This window comes from Streptomyces sp. NPDC003697 (assembly GCF_053587115.1).
Genome location: NZ_JBSFNN010000038.1, coordinates 37652 through 61830 on the forward strand (window position 1 = coordinate 37652; position 24179 = coordinate 61830).

Here is a 24179-nt window from a genome sequence, read left to right on the forward strand (position 1 = left end):
CGCACTGAGTGGTCGCCGCCCCGGGACACCGCTCCATGTCCCGGGCCGGGGCGTCACCGAAACCGGTCCTCAGCCGAGGCAGTCGGCGGGTGTGGTGCCGGCCTCGGTCAGCGGGAGGCCGAGCTGTGCGCGCTCGGTGACCCAGCGGGTCGGCCGGTACCGGGGGTCGCCGGTGCCGCGGTACAGCTCCTGCTGGAGGGCGACGAGCTGCCGCCCGCCGATCCGGTCACCCCACGCCAAGGGTCCGAACGGGTAGCCGAGACCGGCCGTGACCGCGGTGTCGATGGCGTCCGGGGCGGCGATGGAGCGCTCGGCGATCGACGCCGCCACGGCCACGATCGAGGCGAGCAGGCGCTGGGCGACGGAACCCGCCGTGTCACGCACGACCGAGACGCGAAGGGGTGTGTCCGTGCCCTCGGCACGGGCGAGCACGGCACGCGCGTCGCGAACGGCGGCCGGGTCCGCTGCCGGTGTGACCGCCAGTACGCGGCGGCCGGTGGTGAGGGAGAGGGGGTCCACGCCCAGGGTCCGCTCGGGCGGCAGGCCGTCCCCGGCGACCGCGGACGCCACGGTCGTGCCCCAGTTGGGAACCAGCACCACCGTGCCGGCCGAGGGCTGGGACCCCGTCTCCAGGGCCGCCCCCGAGCGGGCCAGGGCCTGGCGCAGCGCGTCGGCGTGCGGTCCCCGGCCGTGCACCAGGACCGGACGGCGGGGGTCGCCGGTGACCGGCTGCTCGGCCGTGGCGGCGGGAGCCGGGGCGTCGGGGCCGTAGTCGTAGAAGCCGCGTGCCGTCTTGCGGCCGTGCAAGCCGGCGACCACGCGGTTGGGCGTGAGGAAGGACGGCCGGAGCCGGTCGGAGTGGCGGAAGCCCTGCCAGATGGAGTCGATGACGGCGGCGGTGACGTCCAGGCCGGTGAGGTCCATCAGCTCGAAGGGGCCCATGCGCAGGCCGAGCACGTCGCGGGCGACGCGGTCGATCCCGGCCGCGTCGGCCACGGATTCCTCCAGCAGGGCGAGGGCCTCGGTGACCAGCCCGCGGCCGGCGTGGTTGACGAGGAACCCGGGGGTGTCGGCCACGACGACGGCGGTGTGCCCGGTGCCCTGGACCAGTTCGACGAGGGCCGGCGGGATGTCCGGCCGGGTCAGCGCCCCGGGGACGACCTCGACGACCTTCATCAGCGGCACGGGGTTGAAGAAGTGGAGTCCCGCCAGCCGTGACGGGTCGGACAGGCCCGCGGCGATCTGCGTGACCGGCAGCGAGGAGGTGTTCGTCGCGAACACCGTGCCGGCGGGCAGGGCCTCCTCCAGCTGCCGGAACAGCTCCGTCTTGGTGGCCAGGTCCTCGCGCACCGCCTCGACGACCAGCTCCACCCCCTCCCCCGGCGCGGTGGGCGACTCCAGCGGGATCAGCCGCGCCACGGCGGACGCGGCGGCCGCGGAGGTCGTCCGCCCCTTCTGCGCGGCCCGTTCGAGCATGCGCCGGACGAAGTCGACGGCCTCGGCCACCGCGTCCTTCCGGGCGTCGCAGAGCTCGACGGTGTGACCGGCTGTCGCCGCCCACTGGGCGATGCCCCGGCCCATGACGCCGGTGCCCACGATCCTGATGCGCATGTGACTCCTCGTTCCTCTCAGCGCAGGTAGACGCGGTCGGGATCGACGTCCTCGCGCAGCAGGCGCAGTTCGGACGCGGTCGGCGGATCGATGGTGGTGAGGGTGTCGGCGACCTGGAGGTCCCAGCCCGTGGCCCGGCGGACCTGGTCGACCGTGACGTCGGGGTGGGTGGCGACCAGGCGCAGTTCCTCGCCGGCGCCCGAGCGGGCCAGGATGCCCAGATCGGTGATGACCCTGGTGACGCCCGCACCGAGCGGGCGGATCCCCTCCGCGAGCGCGCGGTCCGGGCCGGGCGAGGTGCAGAAGTCCAGTTCGGCGGTGAAGGACCGGGGGGTGTGACGGCGCATCACCACGAAGACCTCCCGCGCGTTGGCCATGACCTCCATGGCGCCTCCGGGCCCGGGCAGCCGCACGTCGGGGGCGTGCCAGTCGCCGATGACGGAGGAGTTGAGGTTGCCCCACCTGTCGATCTGCGCGGCCCCGAGGAAGCCGACGTCGATGTGCCCGCCCTGCAGGACGTAGCCGAAGAGGGCGGGCATGGTCAGCACCGCCTCGGCGCCGGTGATGAGCACGGCGTCGGCGATGGTCTCGGGCAGGTGCGACGGATGGGCTCCGCACACCCCGGACTCGTAGACGATCTCGATCCCGGGCGCGACGGTCAGCTGGGCCAGCGAGGTCGCGAGCGTCGGCAGTCCGATGCCGGCGAAGACGGTCCGCTTGCCGGCCAGTTCGCGTGAGGCGACCACGGACAGCAGCTCCGAGGACGTCGCGGCTTCCGAGGTCGCTGAGGCGGCGTTCATGTCCCTCTCTCGTTCGTTCCGTTCGTTCCGTTCGGTGCGGTCGGGTACCGGGCCGCTTCCGCGCGGGCCGGACGGCTCGTTCGGTGCGCTCGGCCCCTCCGGTGCGTTTCCCGTTCCGGTCACAGCCGCCGCCCGTAGTTGACGGGCAGGCTCCAGGCGTCGCCGACGGCCAGTTCCGCCCAGAACGTCTCGCCGAGCTTGGCGACGTACTCCTCGTGGTCGCGGGTGCCGTACACCCACTCGGTCATCCACTCCTGCAGCCGGGCGGGGTCCTTGCTGATGTGCGACCAGGCCCGGTAGAAGGCGTTGTCCCGGTCGTAGTAGCCCTGGGCGAAGGAGGGGTGGGCGCCGCGGGGGCACACGACGACGGCGTCCACGGCGTGCGCGGGAACGACCGTGCGGTTCGGGTCGGAGCGGACTACGTCGTCCTCGACGACCTCCTCCACGACGACGACGGCCTTCCGGGCGGCGAAGACGGCTTCGGCCTGGATGCCGGTGAGGCCCCAGATCTGGGTGTTGCCGGCCCGGTCGGCGCGCTGGGCGTGGACGATCGTCACGTCCGGGTTGACCGGGGGTACGACGTGGACGTGCTCCTCCGCGCCGTCGGGCCCGGGGTACGGCGACGTGACCTTCCGGATGCCGTCGTTGACGGACGGCAGGCCGCTGCCGGCGTAGGAGCGCAGGGGGTAGAAGGGCAGGCGCTGGGCGCCGGCGAGGTAGCGGCACACCATGCCGTAGTGGCTGTACTCCTCGAACTCGAGCGGTTCGGGCACCTTGTGCTCGATCCGGCGGCGGAGTTCGCCCAGGGAACCGGCGGAGGAGTTGCCCACGAAGGAGGAGACGAGCTTCGACACGCAGCCGCCGGCCAGCATCTGGTCCACCACGATGTCGGCGGTCATCCGGACGACGGTGAGGTTCCTGCGGCCCTGCCGGATGATCTCGTGCCCGGCAGCGGTCGGGATCAGGTGGGTGAAGCCCTCGAGCGAGACGGTGTCGCCGTCGTGCACGTAGGCGGCGATCGCCTCCCGCATCGACATGGTCTTGTCCTGCGGCGGGCGGGGGGCGGCGGAAGCGGGCGCCTCGATCGGGGCTGCCGGATCGTCCGGTCGCATCGTCGTGCTCCTCGGCATGGGTGGACGGGTGACCACACCGTCCCAGCGGGATTGATTGCTGTCCAATACCGAATTAAGGTCGCACCAAGATGCTGGAGAGATGAATCACGGGAGACTGGAGCGGGGACCTCATGGAGCTGCGCCATGTGACCGCCTTCCTGGCGGTGGCCGAGGAACTGCACTTCGGCCGCGCCGCCAAGCGGCTGCAGATGGCCCAGCCGCCGCTGAGTCAGCAGATCCGCCAGCTGGAGAAGGAACTGGGGGTCCAGCTGTTCGAGCGCAACACCCGCTCGGTGCGGCTCACCAGCGCCGGCCAGTCCTTCCTGGAACCGGCCCGCACCGTGCTGGCGGACCTGGACACCGCCACGCGGGCGGCCAGGGCGGCCGGACGCGGCGAGTTCGGGCGGGTCACGGTCGGCTTCGCCGGCGCCTCGAGCCACGAGACCCTGCCGCTGCTGACCCGGGCGGTGCGCGCCGCGCACCCGGGCATCGAGCTGGTGCTGGCGGGCCAGACGTACGCCAACGTGGCGCTCGCCCAGGTCGCGGAGGGCTCCCTGGACCTGGGTTTCGTACGCCTGCCGGTGACCCAGCCGGGCGTGGCGACGCACGTGATCGCGGAGGAGGAGCTCGTCTGCGCGCTGCCGTCGGACCATCAGCTGGCTCAGCGTGAGCGCATTCCGGTGGCGGCCCTGGCCGAGGAGCCGTTCGTCAGCTTCCCGGCCAACACCGGTTCCTCGCTGCGGGACGTCACCGTGGCGGCCTGCGAGCGGGCGGGGTTCATCCCGCGGGTGGTGCAGGCGGCGCCGGACTCCCACACCATCCTCGCGCTGGTGGCCGCCGGAGTGGGCGTGACCCTCACCCTGACCTCCTGCCAGCACATCCAGCAGACGGGCCTCGTCTACCGCCCGCTGGACGGGCCGCCCGTCCGGCTCCGGGCCGCGCTGGCCTGGCGCAGGGACAACCCGTCCGCCGCGCTGCACTCGGTGCTGGCCGTGGCCGAGGAGGCGCTTCCGACGCCACGCCTGTCACCGGCTCCCCCGCAGGCGCCGTAGTCCCGGCGCACTTCGGCACGGCGGCCGGCGCGTGCGGCCCGGCGGAGCCGGCAGGGCGAACCGGGGTGCCGCGGCGGCCCCCCGTGGCCCGGCTGATACTTGCCGCGTCTCAATGAAGTACGAATTGGATATTGGACCTTCTTAGTCGGTGGTGCGAAGGTCAGCGGGACATCTTCTCGCTCGGATCCCCGCCCGGAAAGGACGGCGCATGTCCTCTCAGCCCGCCGACGTCGTCATCTGCGAACCGCTGCGCACGCCGATCGGCCGGTTCGGTGGCGCCCTGTCGTCCCAGCGGCCGGCCGCCCTGGCCGCACTGGTCATCTCCGAGGTCGTCGCCCGCACCGGCGTCAGCCCCGAGCGGATCGACGAGGTGATCCTGGGGCACGCCTACCCCACCGCCGAAGCACCCGCGATCGGACGGGTCGCCGCCCTCGACGCCGGCCTGCCGGACACGGTGTCCGGCGTGCAGGTCGACCGGCGCTGCGGCTCGGGCCTGCAGGCCGTCCTCGACGCGGCCATGCAGATCCGGAGCGGCTTCAGCGACGTCGTCGTCGCCGGCGGGGTCGACGTCATGAGCGCGGCCCCGTTCTACACCCACGACGGCCGCTGGGGCATCAGGACGCCGAGCCTGGAACTGCACGACTCCCTGGCGCGCGGCAGGGCCACCGCCGGGGGCGTGAACCATCCGGTCCCCGGCGGAATGATCGAGACCGCGGAGAACCTGCGCCGCGAGTTCGCCGTCAGCCGCGAGCACCAGGACGCCCTGGCCCTGCGGTCCCAGCAGCGCGCCGGCCGGGCCATGGCCGACGGGCTGTTCAAGGAGGAGATCGTCCCGGTCACCGTACGCACCCGCAAGGGCGAGACGGTCGTCGACGAGGACGAGCATCCGCGTCCCGGGACGACGGCGCAGCAACTCGCCGCGCTGCGGCCCGTCATGCTCCGCGACGACCCCGAGGCCACGGTCACCGCCGGCAACGCCAGCGGGCAGAACGACGCGGCCGCCGCCTGCCTGGTGACCAGCCGCGCCACGGCCGAGCGCCTGGGCCTGAAGCCGCTGGTGCGGCTGGTCTCCTGCGCCCGGGCCGGGGTGCCGGCCGGGACCATGGGCATCGGACCGGTGCCCGCCACCCGGGCGGCACTGGAACGGGCGGGACTGTCCCTGGCCGACATGGACCTTATCGAGCTCAACGAGGCGTTCGCCGCGCAGGTGCTCGCCTGCACGCGGGCGCTCGGGCTGGCCGAGGACGACCACGAGCGGATCAACGTCAACGGCTCGGGGATCTCGCTGGGGCACCCGGTGGGTGCCACCGGGACGCGCATCCTGGCGACCCTGACCCGGGAGATGCACCGCCGACAGGCCCGCTACGGGCTGGAGACGATGTGCATCGGCGGAGGCCAGGGCCTGGCCGCCGTCTTCGAGCGCATCCCCGCCTGACGCCGCCGCGACGCGGGCCGAACCCGGACCCCGTCGCGCCGGGCGACGCGAAATCCGCTTCTCCTCGCGCTTCTCTGCGTCCTGCGGCGTTCTCTCTGCTTTCCACCGCACTCCCGCAGCACACCGTTTCGCCGCACCGAGTGCCAGGTGGTCCCGGAGCCGTTTCGCATCCGGCCCGGGGTCACCGTAGCCGTCCCCCGGGGGCACGGGCGTTCCTTGATCGACGCCCGAGCCCCCACCCACGCCACGATCACCGACACCATGGGAGCCACCATGAGCGCGTCTGCCGCAAGGGAGCGGAACAAGACCGCCCAACGGGCCGGAATCGGAGCCTTCATCGGCTCCACCATCGAATGGTTCGACTTCTACATCTACGGCACCGCGTCCGCCCTCGTCTTCGGCAGGGTGTTCTTCCCCGAACTCGGTGGCGCGCTGGGCACCCTGGTCGCCTTCGCGACCTTCTGGGTGGGGTTCCTCGCCCGTCCCCTCGGCGGCATCCTCTTCGGCCACTACGGCGACCGGTTGGGCAGGAAGAAGACGCTGGTCATCACGCTGCTGATGATGGGCGTCTCCACCACGCTGATCGGTCTGCTGCCCGGCTACTCCTCGATCGGCATCGCGGCCCCGCTGCTGCTCGTGGGCATCCGCATGGTGCAGGGCATCGGCCTGGGCGGCGAGTGGGGCGGCTCGGTGCTGATCGCCTCCGAGCACGCCCCCAAGGGCAAGTCGGTGCTGTACGGGGCGTTCGCCCAGCAGGGTTCGCCGGTGGGCAACACCCTGAGCACCATCGCCTTCCTGGCCACCAGTCAACTGCCCGACGAGGCCTTCGTCTCCTGGGGCTGGCGGGTCCCCTTCCTGGCCTCCGCGCTCCTGGTCATCGTCGGTCTGTTCGTGCGGATGAAGGTGGCCGAGTCGCCCGCGATGGCGGACCTCATCAAGAACAAGGAGGTCGCCAAGCTTCCGGTGGCCGAGGTGGTGCGCACCCAGCCGCTCCTCATCGCCCTCGGCGTCGGCGCGTGCACCATCGGCCTGTCGGCCACCTATTTCAAGTCGACTTTCGCACTGTCCTGGGCGACCTCCAGTCTCGACTTCGACCGCAGCTCCTTCCTCACGATCATTCTGGTCGCGAACATCACCCAGGTCATCGTGCAGCCCTTCGGAGCGGTCATCGCCACGAGGATGCGCAGCTGGTCCCGCGCGGTGACGCTGATGCTGGTCCCCGAACTGGTGCTGCTGCCGCTGATGTTCATCCTGATCGGCACCCAGAACTACGCGCTGGCCATGCTCGGGGTGGCCGTCGCCACCATCCCCCACTGCCTGTACTACGCCGCGCTGGCCGGCATGCTCGCCAGCCGTTTCCCCGCCCGCCTGCGCTACACGGGCATCTCCCTGTGCTACCAGCTCTGCGGCACGCTGCTCGGCGGCACCACCCCGATCATCGGCCAGTTCCTGCTGAACCGGACCGGATCGATCGCCGTCGTCATCGCGTACGCCATCTTCCAGGTCGCCCTGACCCTCGGCTGCATGCTGCTGCTCCTCAAGCGCCCCAACCACGACGAGCGGGGCGTGGACCAGCCGGCTTCCACCACGGCCGCCGTCCCGGCCTGACCCGCGGCCACCGCACCCGCCGACGCCGCCCCCTCCGCCTGGAGGGGGCGGCCCCGCACGAGGGGACACGCACTCCCATGGCACTGACCGTCCACGGCATCCCGGAGATCACGCGGCTGGCAGGCCGCGACCTCGGCCACTCCTCGTGGAAGGAGGTCACCCAGCACCTCATCGACACCTTCGCCGACGTCTCCGGCGACCATCAGTGGATCCACACCGACACCGAACGAGCCGCCCACGGCCCCTACGGCCGGACCATCGCCCACGGCTACATGATCCTCAGCTGGGGCATCCCCATGTTCGCCGAACTGCTGAAGGTCACGGGCGTCGCCATGGCCCTCAACTACGGCGTCAACAAGGTCCGCTTCCCGGCGCCGGTGCCCGTCGGCAGCCGGATCCGGCTGCACGCGTCCGTCACCGATGTGCACGAGGTGAAGCGCGGCGGCGTGCAGATGCACCGCGCCTTCACCTTCGAGCTCGAAGGGTCGGCGAAGCCGGCCTGCGTCGCCGAGTCCCTCACGCACTTCTATCCGTGACATGCCCGGCTTCGCCCCGCGCGGAGTGTCACGAGCCGTGCGGGAGCAGTTCGTCCAGGTGCACGCCCTGTGCCCAGCGTTCGAGCGCGGAGCCGTCGAGCAGCCAGGTTCTGCCCTGCCGCCGTGCCCACCGCGCGTCGCGGGCCCGGAAGGCGCCCCGGTGCACCACCAGACGGAGGGGCGCCTCCGCGCCGTCCGGGTGCACGTGGGGATGGGGCACGTCCTCGTCGGGCAACGGCTCCGCCACGGGCCGGAAGGCCACGTCGAGCAGCCGGCCGTCCGCGTCCCGGGCGCACAGACGCGGCCGGTCGGGCGCGGGCAGCATCCGCACCCGCCACCCCTCCCTCCTCAGCATCCGGGCCACGGCCAGGGCAAGGCCCTGCGTGTCGAGTTCGCGCAGTTCACCCGGGGTGTAGTAGCCGAGGCGGCGCCGGGCGCCCGGGCGTCGGCGCCGGATCGCGAGTGTGACGAGCAGGATGATGGCGGCGACGCCGGCGACGGGGACGGCGATCCCGGCGGCACGGTATCCCGCCGCGAGCCCGGCGACCACCGAGCACACCGCCGCCACCAGCCCGGCCAGGGCGGGCAGGACATCGCGGAGTCCGGGGCCGTAGCGGCCCTGGGCTCGCAGACGGCGCACAGTGAGCCGTCGTTGCGAGCGTGGCGAAGGGTACCCGTTGGACGTCCACGACAGGCGTGCCACGGTACCCGCCCCCAATGCCCCCGCGTCGCTCTGCACGGGAGGCATACCCAGCCCGCGCCCGAGTGCCAGTTCGACAAGGCGATTCCGGCCACCCACGCCGGCGCGCGACACCACCACCGTGGCCGAATCCCAGGCCCGGCGTGTTGACAGCGGTGGATCATTGACGGCATTGATGCCGTGACCCAGGTGGGGTGCCACCTCGGCCGACGAGAGCGCCGCCAGAAGGCTCGCAACGCGGAGCGGCCGGCCGCCCGTCGAGGCGGCCGGCCGTGGGGGTGGGGAGCGTCATGTGGCGGACGCGGCGCTACCGGCCCAACAGGGCCAGCGCCCCCTTCGCGTTGTGCTCGGCGATTTCCCCCATCAGCGCCCGGTGTGGGAAGTCGCCGTCGAGCAGGCGAAGGGGGCCGGCCACCAGTGAGAGACGCATCGCGAGCATGTAGAGGTCGAGCCGTGCCGGATCAAGTCCGGGGCGTGACAAGACCGGGTACTGGTCGCCGAAACGAAGTTGCAGGAATACGTGCTCCCACTCGACATCGAAAAACATCAGGCCCTCGATGTCGATGAGAACGGGGTGTCCGGAGGCACCCACCAGGACGTGGTCGGGCCCGAGTTCCCCGTGGATCAGTCCGTGCTGCGTGCGCGGAGCAACTCGCGCGGCCAGTTCCTGCAGGCGATCGTGGAAACGGGCCACGGCTGACCCGATCCTGTGGTCGCATTCGGCCGCCTCAGCGAGGTCCTCGACGGCACGCCCGAGCACCAGTTGCTCGCACGAAGCGCCACTCGCTTTGTCGCCCCGTTCGAGAACGTCCACCCTGCCGTAGTGCTGACTGCGCTGCCGGTGCATCGCGTCGAGCATTGCTGCCAGCTCACTCAATGCGTGGGACGCGCGTGCGGGATCCGTTACCAGGAGTGCTTCCAGAGTGCCGCCGGCAACGTCCTCGACAACTGCTGCATCCGCCGGGTAGCGGCGTCGGCTGCCATCAGCCAGAAGCACCCCTGGCACCCGGACGCCAAGGCCGTCCAGCCTCCGTCGAGCGGCCAGGAACGGGACCAGCCCGGAGGCCGGAGCGAACGGGTGGGCCGCATCGACGGCTCCCGCGGCCGGCCAGAAGTTCTCGGCCTCGGCCCAGCTGTAGACGATCACACTCGCTGCACGTGATCCGTCCGTGTGGACCCGGTAGACCCCCTTCCTGCTCCCTCCGCGCAACCGGTCCACTCCGACGACGCGGGCTCCCGCCCCCAGTGCCTCATGCACGATCCCTGACAAGGCTTCGCTACCCGTGACCTGGCGCATCCGCCGACCCTAACCCCGGCGTGGCGCCCATTGTGGCGGCATCACCGTCGGGGACGGCGCCGGCGCGGCCACGCCGGCGTCCGCTCCACCGGCGCCTGTGTCCTGCGAAGCGTCCGCCACGTCGCGCCCGGCCTGCGCCCGAGTCTCCGCCCCTCCCCCGCTCCGCGCCGTCCGTGCGCAACTGGCGGGCCCCGCCGAACGCGGCGACGATGGGGATACCCGTTCCCCGGCACGAACCGCCCGTTGGGCGGCCGGGTGGAAGGAGCGGCATGAGACAGCGCGGACTGGTCACCTCGGGCGCGGCGCTGTGCACCCTCGCCGTACTGGGCCTGGCGGTTCCCCAGGCCGGCGCAGCCGACTCCGCCCGGTGCCCCTACATCTCACCGGCGTTCCAGCCCGTCCTCACCGAGGGCGGGACCGGCCCTGCGGTCAAGCAGGCGCAGTGCCTGAGCAACATGTGGGGTGGCGAGCCTCCCAAGCTCCCGCTCAGCGGGGTGCTCGACTCGGTCACGGTGGAGAAGATCGAGTGGATCCAGGAGTGCCACGGCCTGCCGCCGAGCGGCGTCGTCGAGGGGCGGACGTGGCACGTGCTCTACAAGCCCGTCCCCGACTGCTACGACCCCTACCCGCCGCCCTGAGGCCCCCGCGGTGCCTGCGGCGGGGGGCGTCCGGATCGTGCCGCGCCACCTGGTCATGAGGCGGGACGTGCTGCCCGGCCGGCCGGTTCAGTCGGCCCCGATTGGCCCCGTATGCGGGGGTGTTGTGCGGCCTCGTCCGCGGTGCCCCGCTGCGGCCCGGCTCCGCATCGCCCGGAGCGGATTTCTCCCCTATCGTTCTGTGGTGGGCGGCCTTCCTCCCGCGATGCCCGCACCCGCCCGCACACGTGGGCGGGAGGCAGCAGGCGCACCGCCTGGGAACGCGGTGTTCAGCGTTGGCCGAGAGCCGCCGGCTCGCGCGCCGGGGCGGCGGGACGGAAGAAGCGGCGTCGCAGCATTCGCTCCGCGGGCTGTTCCAGCCAGTGGTAGGCGACGGCCGCGACGGTCAGACTGGCCGTCAGCACGCCCGTCCAGAGCACAACCGTCGGGCCGCCCGGCGCGGGCTTGCCCCAGTGGAAGAGAGCCGCGCGGATCACGATCTCATGGGTCAGGTACCAGGCGAAGGACCAGTGCCCCAGCCTGAGCATCCCCGCCCCGCCCAGCCCGGTGCGCCTGCCCTCCAGGTCGGCACGAGCGGCGGAACAGATCAGAGCGGCGAAGATCGGTGCCGAGAGCCACTGTGAGGCGGTGTAGGGGCTGTACCACAGGGCGTCCGGCACCGCGTGCGACCACGGAATCAGGATCGCGTGCCAGCCGGCGACCAGCGCGACGGCCGCCGGCAGGGGCAGGGAAGGCCGCCAGCCGCGCCGGAGGGCGAGGCCGGCCACCACGCCGAGCACGAACTGCAGGGACCGGGTCAGGGGCAGATAGTCCAGGGCCCAGTTCCGAGTGGCGGGCGGCAGACCGGACAAGGCCGGCCACAGCACGAGCGCACCGCAGGTGACGGCGACCGCCGTCCAGATCCACACCCTGGTGCGGCGGCCGGCGAGCAGCGCCATCAGCACGGGGAAGAGCGCGTAGAACCAGGCCTCGTCACTGAGGGACCAGGCTGCCGGGTTGCCGCCCTTGAAGATGACCGGCTGGGGCGACCAGGCATGGACGAGCAGCAGGGTGTCCGCCACGGCCTTGGCGGACACCGGGCGGTCCATCGCGGCCCACACGGCGATCGACGCGGCGACGCTGACGGCGAGCAGTGGCCAGATGCGGGCGAAGCGCCGCCACAGGAAGACCCGGGTGGGAACGCCCGCCCCGTCGTAGGTCCAGGCCAGGACGACTCCCGACAGCACGAAGAAGAAGGTCACGCCGCTGCGGCCGTACCAGACGGCCTCGCTGAGCCCCGGGAGGGGGCCGACCTGACGGGAGAGGTGGTAGAGGACGACGAGCGCTGCAGCCCAGAAGCGCAACCCCGTCAGCGAGGGCAGCCGGTCACGACCGGCGGGAGGTATGGGGCTCATTCGTGTTGCTTCACCCTTCGGGCAAGGCCTGCGGCCGGCTTCCGCGCACGGCCGGCAGTCACCGGACCGCGCTGATCGCAGGCCGCCCGTGGGCCGTGGTCCTCAGGGCCGTCTCAGGGCCGTACGCGCACAGGAGTGTACAGTCGTACGCTGCTGAGCGTAATCTCACGCGCATGCCGAAGGACTACTTCGCGGGGGATTCCCGCACGCATCTGGAACGCATGCTGGCGGGCGACCTGTACATCGCCGACGATCCGGAGATCACCCGCCGCCAGCAGCGGGCGATGCGGCTGGCGGCACGCTACCAGGCCGCCTACGTCGAACAGACGGACGAGGCCGAGTCGCTCCTGACGGACCTGCTGGGCTTCTTGGGCGAGGACGCGCATGTACGGCCGCCGCTGTACGTCGACTACGGCAGCAACATCACGATCGGCGCGCGCACCTTCGTCAACTACAACCTGACCGCACTGGACGTCGCGGCGATCGTCATCGGCGAGGACTGCCAGATCGGACCGAACGTCCAGTTGCTCACCCCCACCCACCCGCTGGAACCGCAGCCGCGACGGGACAGGCTGGAAGCGGCCCGCCCGATCACCGTCGGTGACAACGTGTGGATCGGCGGCGGCGCCATCGTGCTGCCTGGTGTCACCATCGGGGACAACGCCGTCATCGGTGCGGGCGCCGTGGTCACCAAGGACGTATCCGCCGACGTCGTCGCGGTCGGCAACCCGGCCCGGCCGGTCCGCACCCTGCGGTGACAGCCCGTCATGGCCACCGGACACGCCGACCCGCAGCGCCGCGAACGCATCCTCGCCGCCACCCTCGACCTCATCGCGGACGAAGGCGTCGCGGGAGTCTCCCACCGGAAGATCGCCGCGCGCGCCGGCGTACCGCTGGGGTCGATGACCTATCACTTCCGCGGCATGGACGAACTGCTCCGCGAGGCTTTCCGTCACTTCACCGACCACATCGTCGCGGTGTTCGACGCGCATCTCGCCGGCCCGGCCGACCGGGACCAGGCCAGAGCGGCCGTCGCCGACCTCGTGCACACGTTGTCGGAGGGAAGCCGGCGGGACCTCGTCCTCACCCAGGAGCTCTACACCCTCGCCGCCCGCCGCCCGTCCTACCGGGAACTCACCCAGGAGTGGATGGCCCGCAGCCGCACTCATCTGGAGAGGCACTTCGACCGGGACACGGCCCGGCAGCTCGACGCGCTCATCGGGGGACTGACGCTGCACCGCGCCCTGGCCCGGGAACCCCACGACCGCGCCCTCACCCTGGAAGCCGTCACCCGCATCACCGGCGACGGCGGTGACATCCCAGGCGGGTCGCGCGGCTGACCCCCGGGAGGCGGGGTGGGGGAGGCGCCTGAACGCGCGTCAGCTCGCTGTCCCGCCAGCCGTGGAGGCGGCACGGTCCCGTCCGCGGGGGTGCTCACAGGTCGAGGGTGAGGTCCTCGGCGGGCTGCGAGCAGCAGATGAGGGCGTCGCCGTCGGCAGGTGGGTCGAGGGGGTCGGGAGAGTAGCCGACGCGGCCGGAGAGGACAGCGGTCTGGCAGGTGTGGCAGACGCCGGTGCGGCACGACCACCGGACGGGGACGTCGCACGCCTCGGCCAGCTCCAGGAGCGTCGGGTACGCGGGGTCCCAGGCAACGGTCAGGTTGCTGCGGGCGAAGGAGACACTCGGACCGGTGGCCTCCGGCACGGGCCGGGCCGGCGGATGAGGGGTCCGTCCGCCGGTGGGCACCACGCCGGGGGTGAGGGCGGCCACCGAACCGAAGGTCTCCGTGCGCACGCGTGCCGGGTCCAGGCCGCAGTCCACCAGTGCCCGGGTGATGCCCTCCATGAAAGTGACGGGACCGCAGACGTAGGCGTCGGCGTCCACGGGGAGGTGGAGGTCTCCGAGCAGTCCGGCGGAGAGCCGGCCGGAGTGGGTGTCGTCGCGGCCGAGCAGGTCGCTGCTCCGCGGCCTGCTGTAGAAGATGTGGGCGCGGCTGGAGGGAATGCGGTCGAGCAGGGTGCGCGCCTCCCGGGCGAAGGGGTGCGCGGTGCCGTCGCGGGCCGCGTGCAGCCACCAGACGGGCCTGGGGCCGCCGGTGGCGGCGAGCGCGTGGAGCATGGCCAGCACCGGAGTGGCCCCGACGCCGGCCGAGACCAGCACGACCGGGTTCTCGCCCTCGCGGAGGGTGAAGGTACCTCGTGGGGCCGCCACGTCGAGCACGTCGCCGACCGCGACATGCCGGCGGAGCCAGCCGCTGGCGACACCGTGGGGCTCCTCCTTCACGCTGATGCGGTAGCGGCCGGCCCCGGGCGCCCCGGACAGCGAGTAGCTGCGGATGACCGGCGCCCGGTCGGGGTCCGGGTGCATCCGGACGGTGACGAACTGGCCGGGCAGGGCCGCGGGGAGCGGACTCGCGTCGGGCGCCGCGAGGCCGAGGGAGAAGATGTCGCTGCTCTCCGGATCGACGGCGGTGACCTCCAGCGGCCGGAAGCCGGGCCATGCGGGCGGCGGGCCGGCGGCGGCCGCGGTCAGCCCGGTGTTGCCCGTGATGCGGCCCTGCTTCTCGTAGTCGTCCAGCAGGGCCCGCAACGAGGTCTGCCAGCCGGGGCTCAGCGCGGGGATGCGCAGGGCCCTCTCCAGCTGGGGGCGCGGGTGACCCGGCTGGTAGAGCAGTGCGTCGATCTCGGCGACGGTCATGGCCTCGGGGCCGGTCGCGATCTTGACGATCTCGTCACCTGCCTCGACCTGCCCCTCGGTGAGCACTCTCAGGTAGAAGCCCGGCCGGCCGTGGGCGACGAGCAGGGCCGGCATCCGCGGCTCGTCCAGGCGCAGGCCCACCCGGTAGCAGGTGACGCGCGGCTGCGTGACCTCGAAGACGGCGTCACCGATGCGGTACCGGTCGCCGATGCACACCTCGTCGTCGGAGAGCCCGTCGACGGTGAAGTTCTCGCCGAAGTGACCGTGGGTGAGGTCGTCCCGGCGCAGATACCGCCGCCAGTGCCGGTAGGAGTCGAGCTGGTACACGAGTACCGCGCGGTGGGGGCCTCCGTGCCCGGCGAGGTCGCCCTGGCCGTCTCCGTCGATGTTGAGGCGGCGCACCATCCGGGGGCCGGTGGCCGGCCGCTTCCAGACCCCGGTGTGCGTCGTGCGGCCGTTCCAGGCGACGTCCTTGGGCATACCGATGTTGACCGCGAGCAGCGTGACCATGCGCCCCTCTCCCTCGGACCCCCACCACCGTCACGCTAGTGCGCCCCGTCCGGTCGGCAAGTCGTGGAGCGCCGGTGCGGGGGAAGCGGCCGGGCCGCCGGCGCGGGCGAGGCGGCCGCCGGTGCACGCCCGGCCGGGGGCGCCGGCGGTGGGAGTCGCCGTGCGCGCCTCAGCGGGCCTTGCCCGTTCGCAGGACGGTGGCCCGGAACGACGACACCACGGTGTGCACGGCGTCGGCGACGTAGCCGACGCACAGGCCGCCCTCCTCCCCGCTGCCGAGCCGGCGGCCCAGGTTCTCCAGCCGGTCCGCGTGCCGCAGCAGTGCCCGGGCCTCGGCCAGGAAGACCTGCCCGTCCCGGGTGAGCCGGATCCGCTGCTGCCCTCGTTCGAACAGGGTCAGGCCCAGGGTCTTCCCCAGCTGGGCGATCTGCCGGCTCAGCGGCGACTGGGAGATGTGCAGCCTCTCGGCGGCCCGGCCTACGTGTTCGGTCTCGGCGACGGCCACGAAGTAGCGGAGTTGCCGCAGTTCGAGCACGTAAGACCTCGAAGGACCCAAGTACGCCCGAGCGAGTCCTGGACAGTCTGAACCGTCGATTCCAACCTCGGCGGCGCCGGACCGGCGGATCAGCCCGGTCACCGGTCCGGCCCCGCCCGGCCCGGGGGCGGGTGTGCGTTCGGCCGGGCTCAGCTGCTCGTGAGGACGACGAGTTGCCGGGTCGCCCGGGTCATCGCGACATAGCGGTCGACCGCCCCTTCGACGCCCTCGCCGAACTCCTCCGGATCGACGAGGACGACCAGGTCGAACTCGAGCCCCTTCGACAGCTCCGGGGTCAGCGACCGCACGCGGGGGGTCGAGCGGAACGTGGGATCGCCGATCACGCAGGCGATCCCGTCGGCGTGCGCGGCGAGCCAGGCGCCGAGGACCGAGTCCAGGTCCGCGACCGGTCCATGGACGACGGGGAGGCCGCTGCTGCGGACGGAGGCCGGCACGTTGGCGTCCGGTAGGACGGCCCGGATCACCGGCTCGGCCTCCGCCATGACCTCCCGTGGCGTCCGGTAGTTGATGCTCAGTGAGGCCAGGCTGATCCGGTCGAGCCCGATCCGCTCGAGCCGGCCCTGCCACGACTCCGTGAAGCCGTGCCTGGCCTGGGCACGGTCACCGACGACGGTGAGGCTCCGGGACGGGCACCGCACCAGCAGCATCTGCCACTCCGCGTCGGTCAGTTCCTGGGCCTCGTCGACGACGATGTGCGCGAACGGGCCGGCGAGCAGGTCCGGGTCGGCGGCGGACAGTGCCGTCTCGTCGGCCAGGGCGTCCCGCAGGTCCTGCCCGTGCAGCATCGTCACCGCTCCCTCGCCGTCGTCGTCGGCCGCGAGCAGGGCGTCGACGACCTTGGCCATCTGCTCCCGTTCGGCGGCTGCGGCCGCCTTCCGCCGGCGTTCGCGGCGTGCCGCCTCCGGGTCGCCGAGCCGCTGCCGTGCCGCGTCCAGGAACGGCAGGTCGGACACCGTCCAGGCCTGGGGGTCATCGCGCTGCAGCTTGCGCACCTCGTCGGGGCCGAGCCAGGGAGCGCACAGCCGCAGGTAGGCGGGTACCGACCACAGGTCTCCGACCAGGTCGGCGGCTTCGAGCAGCGGCCACGCGCGGTGAAAGGCCGTGCGCAGCTCCCGGTTCTGCCGCAGCGACTTGCGGAGCAGGCCGGCCGGGGCGTCGCCGTCGTGCTTGTCCACCAGGATCGTGAGCAGTTCCTCCCACACCTGGTCGTGTGCCTGGTTGTGCGGGGTTCCGGGCTCTGCCGCTTCGAACGCCACGGCCCAGTCGTCGGCGCCCAGCGGGATGTCGGACCAGTGGGTCGTGACCGTCATGCCCTCGGTGGGCGGCTCCTCGTAGAACCTGACGGCCGTCTCGATCGCCCCGACCATGCGGGCTGAGGACTTCAGGCGGGCCACGTCCGGGTCACTCTCGACCGCTGCGGCGGCCCCCTCGGCGACGAGGTCCCGCAGGATGCAGGTCTGCACGCCCTCCTCTCCGAGGCTGGGCAGGACGTCGGCGACGTAGGCCAGATAGGGCCGGTGCGGGCCGACGAACAGCACGCCACCCCGACGGTGGCCGAGGCGGGGGTCGGAGTGGAGGAGGTAGGCGGCGCGGTGGAGGGCGACGACGGTCTTCCCCGTGCCCGGACCGCCGTCGACGACGAGGGCGCCGCGCGATCCCGCGCGGATGACGGCGTCCTGGTCGGCCTGGATGGTGCCGAGCACGTCGCGCATCCGCTCCGATCTGCTGCCGCCCAGGCTGGCGATGAAGGCGGACTGGTCGTCCAGTGCGGCGTGCCCGTCGAACCCGTCCGGGGTGAACACCTCGTCCCAGTAGTCGCTGATCCGGCCGCCGGTCCAGCGGTACCTGCGGCGGCTCGCCAGACCCATCGGGTGGGCATGGGTGGCTCCGAAGAACGGCTCGGCCACGGGCGAGCGCCAGTCGACCAGCAGCCGGCGGCCCGTGCTGTCGGTCAGGCCGAGCCGACCGATGTACACCGGCTCCGGGTCGTCCGCACGGACCATGTGCCCCAGGCACAGGTCCACGCCGAAGCGGCGCAGCGCGCGCAGGCGGGCGGTGAGCCGGTGGATCTCCGCGTCCCGGTCCATCGCCTGCCGGCCCAGGCCGCCGGGCGCCCTGCGCTCGGCGTCGAGCCGGTCGGACAGTTCGGCGATCGTCTGCTCAAGGCTCTCGGCGACGGCCGCGAAGTGCTGTTCGTCGCCCGCGATCAGCGCCGGGTCGGCCTTGGGGAAAAGGTGGTCGGGAAGGTCAAACACGCCGGTGGTCAGCGGGTTCACGTCGTGGGCTCCGATCTGGGGTCGCCGGCGACCCGTGCGTGCGGCAAGGCGTCCGGACTGGTGTGGCGAACCTGGTGGCCAGGGCGGGCAGCGCTCCGCCTGACGCGTCTGTGCAGGTCGCGGCCTCGGTCGACCATCCTGCGGCACGACCCGGGCCTTGCCGCAAGTCCCCCGGTGCGCTATACGTTGAGAGTGGCGAGGAGTCCGGTCGGGTCCCTCGCCTTTGTCTTTGCCCGCAACCGCTGCGGTCCCCACCGGGGTCCGCCGCGCGGGCGGACGCTCGCCCCACCCGTGGGCCGGCGCACCGCGTACGCCGGTCCCGGCGTCGCGAAGAGCGCGGACGTGAGCCGGTCCGCACTCCCCGGCCCTGAGCGAGTAGTCCGGCAGTGACCCCGTCGAGCCAGCAGGGCGCTGCGCCGGGCCGCGGAGGCAGCCCCGCCACGCCGCGGCCCTGGACTCCGACCCGGACGGAATGCCGTCCCGGTCGGAGTCCAGGTGTTCTCCCGGGCGGGACGCCGCCCGTCGACGCCGTCGGGACGACGTCCGCGCGGCGCCTCGCGGTGGGAGGCCGCGCGTCCCGGTCAGGCGCCGACGTAGGCGGCGAGGTGCTCGCCGGTGAGGGTGGAACGGGCGGCGACGAGGTCGGCGGGGGTGCCCTCGAAGACGATCCGGCCGCCGTCGTGGCCGGCGCCGGGACCGAGGTCGATGATCCAGTCGGCGTGCGCCATGACCGCCTGGTGGTGCTCGACGACGATGACCGACCTGCCGGAGTCGACGAGCCGGTCCAGCAGGCCCAGCAGTTGCTCGACGTCGGCGAGGTGCAGGCCGGCCGTCGGCTCGTCGAGTACGTAGACCGGCCGGTCGCCGCCCCTCTCGGCCATGCGGGTGGCCAGTTTGAGCCGCTGGCGCTCGCCGCCGGACAGTGTGGTCAGCGGCTGCCCGAGGCTGAGATAGCCGAGTCCGACGTCGGCGAGCCGGCCGAGGACGGCGTGCGCGGCCGGGGTACGGGCCTCGCCGGTGCCGAAGAACTCCGCGGCCTCCGTCACCGTCATCGCGAGGACCTCGCTGATGTCGCGGCCGGCGAGACGGTAGTCCAGCACCGACGCCTCGAACCGCTTCCCCTCGCACTCCTCGCAGGTGACGGCGACGCCGGCCATCATCGCCAGGTCGGTGTAGACGACGCCGGCGCCGTTGCAGGTGGGACAGGCGCCCTCGGAGTTGGCGCTGAACAGCGCGGGTTTCACGCCGTTGGCCTTAGCGAACGCCTTGCGGATCGGTTCGAGCAGCCCGGTGTACGTCGCGGGGTTGCTCCGCCTGGAGCCGCGGATCGCGCTCTGGTCGACCGAGACCACGCCCGCGCCGGCGGGGATCGAGCCGTGCACGAGGGAGCTCTTGCCGGAGCCGGCGACGCCGGTGACGACGGTCAGCACCCCGAGCGGGATGTCGACGTCGACGTCACGCAGGTTGTGCGCCGACGCGCCGCGGATCTCCAGCGTGCCGGTGGGCTTGCGCACCGTCTCCTTCAGCCGGGCCCGGTCGTCGAAATGGCGGCCGGTGACGCTGTCCGCGGTCCTCAGCCCCTCGACGGTGCCCTCGAAGCAGACGGTGCCGCCCGCCGTGCCGGCGCCGGGGCCGAGGTCGACGACGTGGTCGGCGATCCGGATCGTCTCCGGCTTGTGCTCCACGACGAGCACCGTGTTGCCCTTGTCCCGCAGCCGCAGAAGCAGGTCGTTCATCCGCTGGATGTCGTGCGGGTGCAGGCCGATGGTGGGCTCGTCGAAGACGTACGTGACGTCCGTGAGGGAGGAGCCGAGGTGGCGGATCATCTTGACGCGCTGGGCCTCGCCGCCCGACAGCGTGCCCGACGGCCGGTCCAGTGCGAGGTAGCCGAGGCCGATCTCCACGAACGACTCGAGGGTCTGCCGCAGCGCGGCGAGCAGCGGCGCCACGGACGGCTCGTCGAGGCCGCGGACCCATGCGGCCAGGTCGCTGATCTGCATCGCGCACGCGTCGGCGATGCTGATGCCGCCGATCTTCGACGACCGGGCGCCCTCGCTGAGCCGGGTGCCGCCGCACCGGGGGCAGGCGGCGAAGGTGACGGCCCGGTCCACGAAGTCCCGGATGTGCGGCTGCATCGCCTCCCGGTCCTTGGCGAGCATCGACTTCTGGACCCGCGGGACGAGCCCCTCGTAGGTCATGTTGATGCCCGCGATCTTCATCCTCGTCGGCTCGCGGTGGAGGAGGTCCCGCAACTCCTGCTCGGAGTAGTCGCGGATCGGCTTGGCCGGGTCGACCAGGCCCGACTCGGTGTAGAGCCGGTGGTTCCAGCCGCCGGACTTGTAGCCGGGGATCGTGAGGGCGCCCTCGGCGAGCGACTTGGAGTCGTCGTACAGCTGCGTCAGGTCGATGTCGGAGACCGTGCCCCGGCCTTCGCAGTGCGGGCACATGCCGCCGGTGATGCTGAACTCGCGCCGCTCCTTCACGGTCTTCCCGCTGCGCTCGAGGGTGACCGCGCCCGCTCCGCTGATGGAGGGGACGTTGAAGGAGAACGCCTGCGGCGAGCCGATGTGCGGCTTGCCGAGCCGGCTGAAGAGGATGCGCAGCATCGCGTTGGCGTCGGTGGCGGTGCCGACCGTGGAGCGCGGGTCGGCACCCATCCGCTGCTGGTCGACGATGATCGCGGTGGTCAGCCCGTCGAGCAGGTCGACCTCGGGCCGGGCCAGGGCCGGCATGAATCCCTGCACGAAGGCGCTGTAGGTCTCGTTGATCAGCCGCTGCGACTCCGCGGCGATCGTGTCGAAGACCAGTGAGCTCTTGCCCGAGCCGGAGACTCCGGTGAACACCGTCAGCCGGCGCTTCGGAATCTCGAGGCTGACGTCCTTGAGGTTGTTCACGCGCGCGCCGTGCACGCGGATCAGGTCGTGGCTGTCGGCGACGTGCGGCGCGGACGGCTGCGTGTCCGTCGTCGTGGCCGTGCTCATCGTGTCTCCATCTGTCGGGCGGGGCCGCGTCCGCGGCCCTCGCCGGTGTCACCTGGCTCGATCAAGGCCGGCTCCGAGCACCGGCCGGGGCCCGGCGCCGCGTTGCGCCGGAGTCGGGAGCGGGGCGGCACTCAGCCGTCCTGCAGCAGACCGAGGACGTTGCCGTCGGGGTCGGTGACGGTCGCGACCAGGCGGCCGCCGCCGACGTCGTGGGCGGGCTCCTTCACGGTCGCTCCGGCGGCGGTCACCTCGGCCAGCTTCGCCTCGATGTCCGTCACGTGCCAGTAGGCCACCGGCGAGGTCATGCCCTGTGGCCCGCCGCCCGGCACGAGCCCGATGTGCTGGCCCGCGGCCTCGAAGCCGACGTAGTAGGACTCGTCGGTCTGCGGGGGCACGCCGAGCAGGGCAGCGTACACCTCCTTGGCCTCGGCCAGGTCGGAGACGGGGTGCAGCACGGTCCTGATTCCCTGGGTGGGGGAGCCGGTCATGGTCGCTCCTGAGATCGGGGTTCGGATGGATCCGGTGGACGCGGCCGTGTCCGGACGAACGGCGGGGCGGTGCGGCGCGTTCCGCCTGTCCGCCGCCGCGGCCCCCGCAGCCGAGGGCTCGGCGGCAGGGGGCCGGGCGGGTGCCCGGATCGTCCTGCGCGCGCGAGCGGACGGTTGCGTGAGTGGTGACGGCCATGGGTCACGCTAGCCACGGAACGGTGACCCCCGCTTCTCGATTCCTGATCGGTCCGGTCACTCCTGTGCCGTACCCGGGGGGATCCGTCCACTCGTGCCGGGGGACGTGCCGGTACGGACACCGCTACCGGCTCCGGTCCGGCCGGACCGGAGCGGACCTGCGGATGGCGGGGAGGCCGGCCGGTCGCCCACGACCGCCGGCACGATCCCTTCAGGCGGGGGCGGGTGCCGCGGCGGGCAGGGCTTTCACAGCCCTGACCAGTGGTTCGAGGCGCGCGTCGCGGGCCGCTTCCCCGAGTGCCTCGTGCAGGGCGGCGTCATGAGTGGGGCAGGCCTGCCGCAGGAGGGCGAGGCCGGCTTCGGAGACGTTGGTGTAGATCCCGCGGCGGTCGGTGGGGCACAGGTACCGGGACAGCAGCCCGCGGTCCTCCAGGCGGGTCACCAGCCGGGTGGTGGCGCTCTGGCTGAGCACGACGGCGTCGGCCACCTGCTTCATCTGCAGATGGCCGCCCAGGCCGTCGTGCTGGCGGCTGAGGACGTCGAGCAGGGAGTACTCACGGGCGCTGAGGCCGTGCCCCGCCTGCAACGCGCGTTCGAGATGCCCCTCGATCCTGTCGTGCAGCAGTGAGAGGGCGCACCAGCCCTGGGCGAGGGCGGTCATTGCGGGGTCGGTGGCGGTCACGGAGGCCTCCTTCATCGGCGGAGCACCTTCCATAGTTGCACACGCGGGTTAAAACACAGAGTCACTACCTTCGCTTGCAGATATCCCGCGTCTGCAACTACTGTGCCGCCCGTAAGCGCCTCGCGCAATCCACGCACTCCTCTGGAAGGTCTCTCCATGCCTCTCGCGCTCCTGGCCCTGGCCATCGGGGCCTTCGGGATCGGCACCACCGAGTTCGTGATCATGGGTGTGCTGCCCCAGGTCGCAGGCGACTTCGGTGTCTCCATCCCCTCCGCCGGCTGGCTGGTGACCGGCTACGCGCTCGGTGTCGTCCTCGGCGCCCCGCTGCTGACGGTGCTCGGCACCAAGGTCTCCCGCAAGAAGATGCTCATGTTCCTCATGGCGCTCTTCGTCGTCGGCAACGCCCTGTCCGCCGCCGCCCCCGTCTTCGCGGTCATGCTCATCGGCCGGGTCGTCGCCTCCCTCGCGCACGGCGCGTTCTTCGGCATCGGCTCCGTCGTGGCCGCCCGACTCGTCGCTCCGGAGAAGAAGGCCTCGGCCATCTCCCTGATGTTCATGGGGCTGACGGTGGCGAACATCGTCGGCGTCCCCGGCGGGACCTACATCGGGCAGGCCGCCGGATGGCGCGTCACCTTCTCCGCCGTCGCCGCGCTCGGCGTCGTGGGGCTGCTCGGTGTGGCCAAGCTCGTGCCCGAGACGGGCGGGCCCGAGTCGGCGAACGTCCGCGACGAGTTCGCCGCCTTCCGCAATGTGCAGGTCTGGCTCGCCATGGCGATGACCGTGCTGGGCTACGGCGGGGTGTTCGCGGCGATCACCTACATCACGCCGATGATGACCGAGGTCGCCGGCTACACCGAGGCCGCGGTCACCTGGCTGCTGGTGTTGTTCGGCGTCGGCATGTTCCTCGGCAACCTGCTCGGCGGCCGTTTCGCCGACCGCGCGCTGATGCCGATGCTGTTCACGACGCTGGGCGCGCTGTCCGTCGTCCTGCTGCTGTTTACCTCGACCGCCCACCACAAGGTCCTGGCCGCGGTCACCCTCACGCTGATCGGCGCCCTGGGCTTCGCCACCGTGCCGCCGCTGCAGAAGTGGGTGCTCGACCAGGCCTCCGCGGCCCCCACCCTGGCCTCGGCGGCGAACATCGGCGCCTTCAACCTCGGCAACGCCCTTGCGGCCTGGCTCGGCGGCATCGTGATCGCCGCGGGACTCGGCTACACCTCCCCCAACTGGGTCGGCGCCCTGCTCTCCGGCACCGCCCTGCTGCTGTCCTTCCTCGCCGCCTTCCTCGACCGCCGGACCCGCATCCGGGTCCCCGGCGAAAGGGCCGGGGCCCTTGAGCAGGACCAGCGGGCCCCCGCCGGCCTGCGAGCCGCCTCCCCACCCAACCGCTGACCGACGGCCCCCGCGCCTCGGCGGTCACGGCCGAGCCAAGGCACCGGTCAAGGACGCTCCCGGGATGGCGTACAGTGGATCCTACCGACGCGGGGTGGAGCAGCTCGGTAGCTCGCTGGGCTCATAACCCAGAGGTCGCAGGTTCAAATCCTGTCCCCGCTACTCCCAACCGAGGGGCCGGCAGCAGCCTCTTCCCGCCCC

The 24179-nt window shown here is 72.4% G+C and carries 19 protein-coding genes, 1 tRNA gene and 1 pseudogene; 9 read left to right on the forward strand and 12 right to left on the reverse strand.

The window, feature by feature from the left end; translation table 11 throughout:
- Positions 1–69: 69 nt before the first annotated feature.
- The 3 genes from ACWDNY_RS17245 to ACWDNY_RS17255 all read right to left on the reverse strand — a co-directional run bounded on the left by ACWDNY_RS17245 (position 70) and on the right by ACWDNY_RS17255 (position 3448).
- Positions 70–1611, reverse strand: a complete 1542-nt coding sequence (locus ACWDNY_RS17245; RefSeq protein ID WP_451646581.1) for a 3-hydroxyacyl-CoA dehydrogenase — start codon at positions 1609–1611, stop codon at positions 70–72.
- 17 nt (positions 1612–1628) lie between these two features.
- Entirely contained in the window at positions 1629–2411 is a 783-nt protein-coding gene (locus ACWDNY_RS17250; protein ID WP_451646582.1) for a CoA-transferase subunit beta, read from the reverse strand.
- A 119-nt stretch (positions 2412–2530) separates the two neighbouring features.
- Entirely contained in the window at positions 2531–3448 is a 918-nt protein-coding gene (locus ACWDNY_RS17255; RefSeq protein WP_451646602.1) for a CoA transferase subunit A, read from the reverse strand.
- A 206-nt stretch (positions 3449–3654) separates the two neighbouring features.
- Between ACWDNY_RS17255 and ACWDNY_RS17260 the strand changes: the two genes are divergently transcribed.
- The 4 genes from ACWDNY_RS17260 (at position 3655) to ACWDNY_RS17275 (ending at position 8154) form a co-directional block, all read left to right on the forward strand.
- A complete protein-coding gene (locus tag ACWDNY_RS17260; protein ID WP_451646583.1) occupies positions 3655–4575 on the forward strand; it encodes a LysR family transcriptional regulator in 921 nt (306 codons plus the stop codon).
- Between the two features lie 208 nt (positions 4576–4783).
- Positions 4784–6010 (forward strand): acetyl-CoA C-acetyltransferase, encoded by a 1227-nt coding sequence (locus ACWDNY_RS17265; protein ID WP_451646584.1) that lies wholly within the window; start codon positions 4784–4786, stop codon positions 6008–6010.
- Positions 6011–6283: 273 nt separating this feature from the next.
- Positions 6284–7618, forward strand: coding sequence for an MFS transporter (locus ACWDNY_RS17270; protein WP_451646585.1), 1335 nt, complete (start codon positions 6284–6286; stop codon positions 7616–7618).
- A 77-nt stretch (positions 7619–7695) separates the two neighbouring features.
- Positions 7696–8154: a MaoC family dehydratase gene (locus ACWDNY_RS17275; RefSeq protein WP_451646586.1), complete on the forward strand. Its 459-nt coding sequence runs from the start codon at positions 7696–7698 to the stop codon at positions 8152–8154.
- A gap of 28 nt (positions 8155–8182) precedes the next feature.
- Here ACWDNY_RS17275 and ACWDNY_RS17280 read toward each other — a convergent pair whose 3' ends face one another.
- Entirely contained in the window at positions 8183–8794 is a 612-nt protein-coding gene (locus tag ACWDNY_RS17280; protein ID WP_451646587.1) for a hypothetical protein, read from the reverse strand.
- 367 nt (positions 8795–9161) lie between these two features.
- Positions 9162–10151 (reverse strand): phosphotransferase family protein, encoded by a 990-nt coding sequence (locus tag ACWDNY_RS17285; RefSeq protein ID WP_451646588.1) that lies wholly within the window; start codon positions 10149–10151, stop codon positions 9162–9164.
- 269 nt (positions 10152–10420) lie between these two features.
- Between ACWDNY_RS17285 and ACWDNY_RS17290 the strand changes: the two genes are divergently transcribed.
- The gene (locus tag ACWDNY_RS17290) at positions 10421–10789 is read left to right on the forward strand and encodes a peptidoglycan-binding domain-containing protein (RefSeq protein ID WP_451646589.1); all 369 of its coding nucleotides are present in this window, start codon (positions 10421–10423) and stop codon (positions 10787–10789) included.
- A gap of 287 nt (positions 10790–11076) precedes the next feature.
- Here ACWDNY_RS17290 and ACWDNY_RS17295 read toward each other — a convergent pair whose 3' ends face one another.
- Complete coding sequence (locus ACWDNY_RS17295) at positions 11077–12201, reverse strand: acyltransferase family protein (RefSeq protein WP_451646590.1); 1125 nt, start codon at positions 12199–12201, stop codon at positions 11077–11079.
- A gap of 173 nt (positions 12202–12374) precedes the next feature.
- Here ACWDNY_RS17295 and ACWDNY_RS17300 point away from each other — a divergent pair, with 173 nt between their 5' ends.
- Complete coding sequence (locus tag ACWDNY_RS17300) at positions 12375–12959, forward strand: sugar O-acetyltransferase (protein WP_451646591.1); 585 nt, start codon at positions 12375–12377, stop codon at positions 12957–12959.
- 9 nt (positions 12960–12968) lie between these two features.
- On the forward strand, positions 12969–13541 hold the full coding sequence (locus tag ACWDNY_RS17305; RefSeq protein ID WP_451646592.1) for a TetR/AcrR family transcriptional regulator: 573 nt from the start codon (positions 12969–12971) through the stop codon (positions 13539–13541).
- A 94-nt stretch (positions 13542–13635) separates the two neighbouring features.
- Here ACWDNY_RS17305 and ACWDNY_RS17310 read toward each other — a convergent pair whose 3' ends face one another.
- The 6 genes and pseudogenes from ACWDNY_RS17310 to ACWDNY_RS17335 form a co-directional block, all read right to left on the reverse strand.
- Positions 13636–15408 (reverse strand): MOSC domain-containing protein, encoded by a 1773-nt coding sequence (locus ACWDNY_RS17310; RefSeq protein ID WP_451646593.1) that lies wholly within the window; start codon positions 15406–15408, stop codon positions 13636–13638.
- A 220-nt stretch (positions 15409–15628) separates the two neighbouring features.
- Positions 15629–15943, reverse strand: a pseudogene (locus ACWDNY_RS17315) (LysR family transcriptional regulator); the annotation flags it as partial.
- Positions 15944–16092: 149 nt separating this feature from the next.
- Positions 16093–18240: an RNA polymerase recycling motor ATPase HelR gene (gene helR, locus ACWDNY_RS17320; protein ID WP_451646594.1), complete on the reverse strand. Its 2148-nt coding sequence runs from the start codon at positions 18238–18240 to the stop codon at positions 16093–16095.
- A 581-nt stretch (positions 18241–18821) separates the two neighbouring features.
- On the reverse strand, positions 18822–21221 hold the full coding sequence (locus tag ACWDNY_RS17325) for an excinuclease ABC subunit UvrA (RefSeq protein WP_451646595.1): 2400 nt from the start codon (positions 21219–21221) through the stop codon (positions 18822–18824).
- Between the two features lie 131 nt (positions 21222–21352).
- Positions 21353–21709 carry a VOC family protein gene (locus tag ACWDNY_RS17330; RefSeq protein WP_451646596.1) on the reverse strand — a complete coding sequence of 119 codons (357 nt, stop codon included), beginning with the start codon at positions 21707–21709 and terminating at the stop codon, positions 21353–21355.
- A gap of 406 nt (positions 21710–22115) precedes the next feature.
- The gene (locus tag ACWDNY_RS17335) at positions 22116–22586 is read right to left on the reverse strand and encodes a MarR family winged helix-turn-helix transcriptional regulator (RefSeq protein WP_451646597.1); all 471 of its coding nucleotides are present in this window, start codon (positions 22584–22586) and stop codon (positions 22116–22118) included.
- Positions 22587–22742: 156 nt separating this feature from the next.
- On the opposite strand from ACWDNY_RS17335, the gene ACWDNY_RS17340 reads away from it, so the two are divergent.
- Positions 22743–23978: an MFS transporter gene (locus ACWDNY_RS17340; protein WP_451646598.1), complete on the forward strand. Its 1236-nt coding sequence runs from the start codon at positions 22743–22745 to the stop codon at positions 23976–23978.
- An 88-nt stretch (positions 23979–24066) separates the two neighbouring features.
- Positions 24067–24140: transfer RNA gene (locus ACWDNY_RS17345), tRNA-Met, on the forward strand.
- Positions 24141–24179: the final 39 nt, after the last annotated feature.

Bases quoted from the DNA above. Each gene is read 5' to 3' on its own strand.
- ACWDNY_RS17245 (WP_451646581.1), bottom strand. From the start codon at position 1,611: ATGCGCATCAGGATCGTGGGCACCGGCGTCATGGGCCGGGGCATCGCC.
- ACWDNY_RS17250 (WP_451646582.1), bottom strand. From the start codon at position 2,411: ATGAACGCCGCCTCAGCGACCTCGGAAGCCGCGACGTCCTCGGAGCTG.
- ACWDNY_RS17255 (WP_451646602.1), bottom strand. From the start codon at position 3,448: ATGTCGATGCGGGAGGCGATCGCCGCCTACGTGCACGACGGCGACACC.
- ACWDNY_RS17260 (WP_451646583.1), top strand. From the start codon at position 3,655: ATGGAGCTGCGCCATGTGACCGCCTTCCTGGCGGTGGCCGAGGAACTG.
- ACWDNY_RS17265 (WP_451646584.1), top strand. From the start codon at position 4,784: ATGTCCTCTCAGCCCGCCGACGTCGTCATCTGCGAACCGCTGCGCACG.
- ACWDNY_RS17270 (WP_451646585.1), top strand. From the start codon at position 6,284: ATGAGCGCGTCTGCCGCAAGGGAGCGGAACAAGACCGCCCAACGGGCC.
- ACWDNY_RS17275 (WP_451646586.1), top strand. From the start codon at position 7,696: ATGGCACTGACCGTCCACGGCATCCCGGAGATCACGCGGCTGGCAGGC.
- ACWDNY_RS17285 (WP_451646588.1), bottom strand. From the start codon at position 10,151: ATGCGCCAGGTCACGGGTAGCGAAGCCTTGTCAGGGATCGTGCATGAG.
- ACWDNY_RS17290 (WP_451646589.1), top strand. From the start codon at position 10,421: ATGAGACAGCGCGGACTGGTCACCTCGGGCGCGGCGCTGTGCACCCTC.
- ACWDNY_RS17295 (WP_451646590.1), bottom strand. From the start codon at position 12,201: ATGAGCCCCATACCTCCCGCCGGTCGTGACCGGCTGCCCTCGCTGACG.
- ACWDNY_RS17300 (WP_451646591.1), top strand. From the start codon at position 12,375: ATGCCGAAGGACTACTTCGCGGGGGATTCCCGCACGCATCTGGAACGC.
- ACWDNY_RS17305 (WP_451646592.1), top strand. From the start codon at position 12,969: ATGGCCACCGGACACGCCGACCCGCAGCGCCGCGAACGCATCCTCGCC.
- ACWDNY_RS17310 (WP_451646593.1), bottom strand. From the start codon at position 15,408: ATGGTCACGCTGCTCGCGGTCAACATCGGTATGCCCAAGGACGTCGCC.
- ACWDNY_RS17325 (WP_451646595.1), bottom strand. From the start codon at position 21,221: ATGAGCACGGCCACGACGACGGACACGCAGCCGTCCGCGCCGCACGTC.
- ACWDNY_RS17330 (WP_451646596.1), bottom strand. From the start codon at position 21,709: ATGACCGGCTCCCCCACCCAGGGAATCAGGACCGTGCTGCACCCCGTC.
- ACWDNY_RS17340 (WP_451646598.1), top strand. From the start codon at position 22,743: ATGCCTCTCGCGCTCCTGGCCCTGGCCATCGGGGCCTTCGGGATCGGC.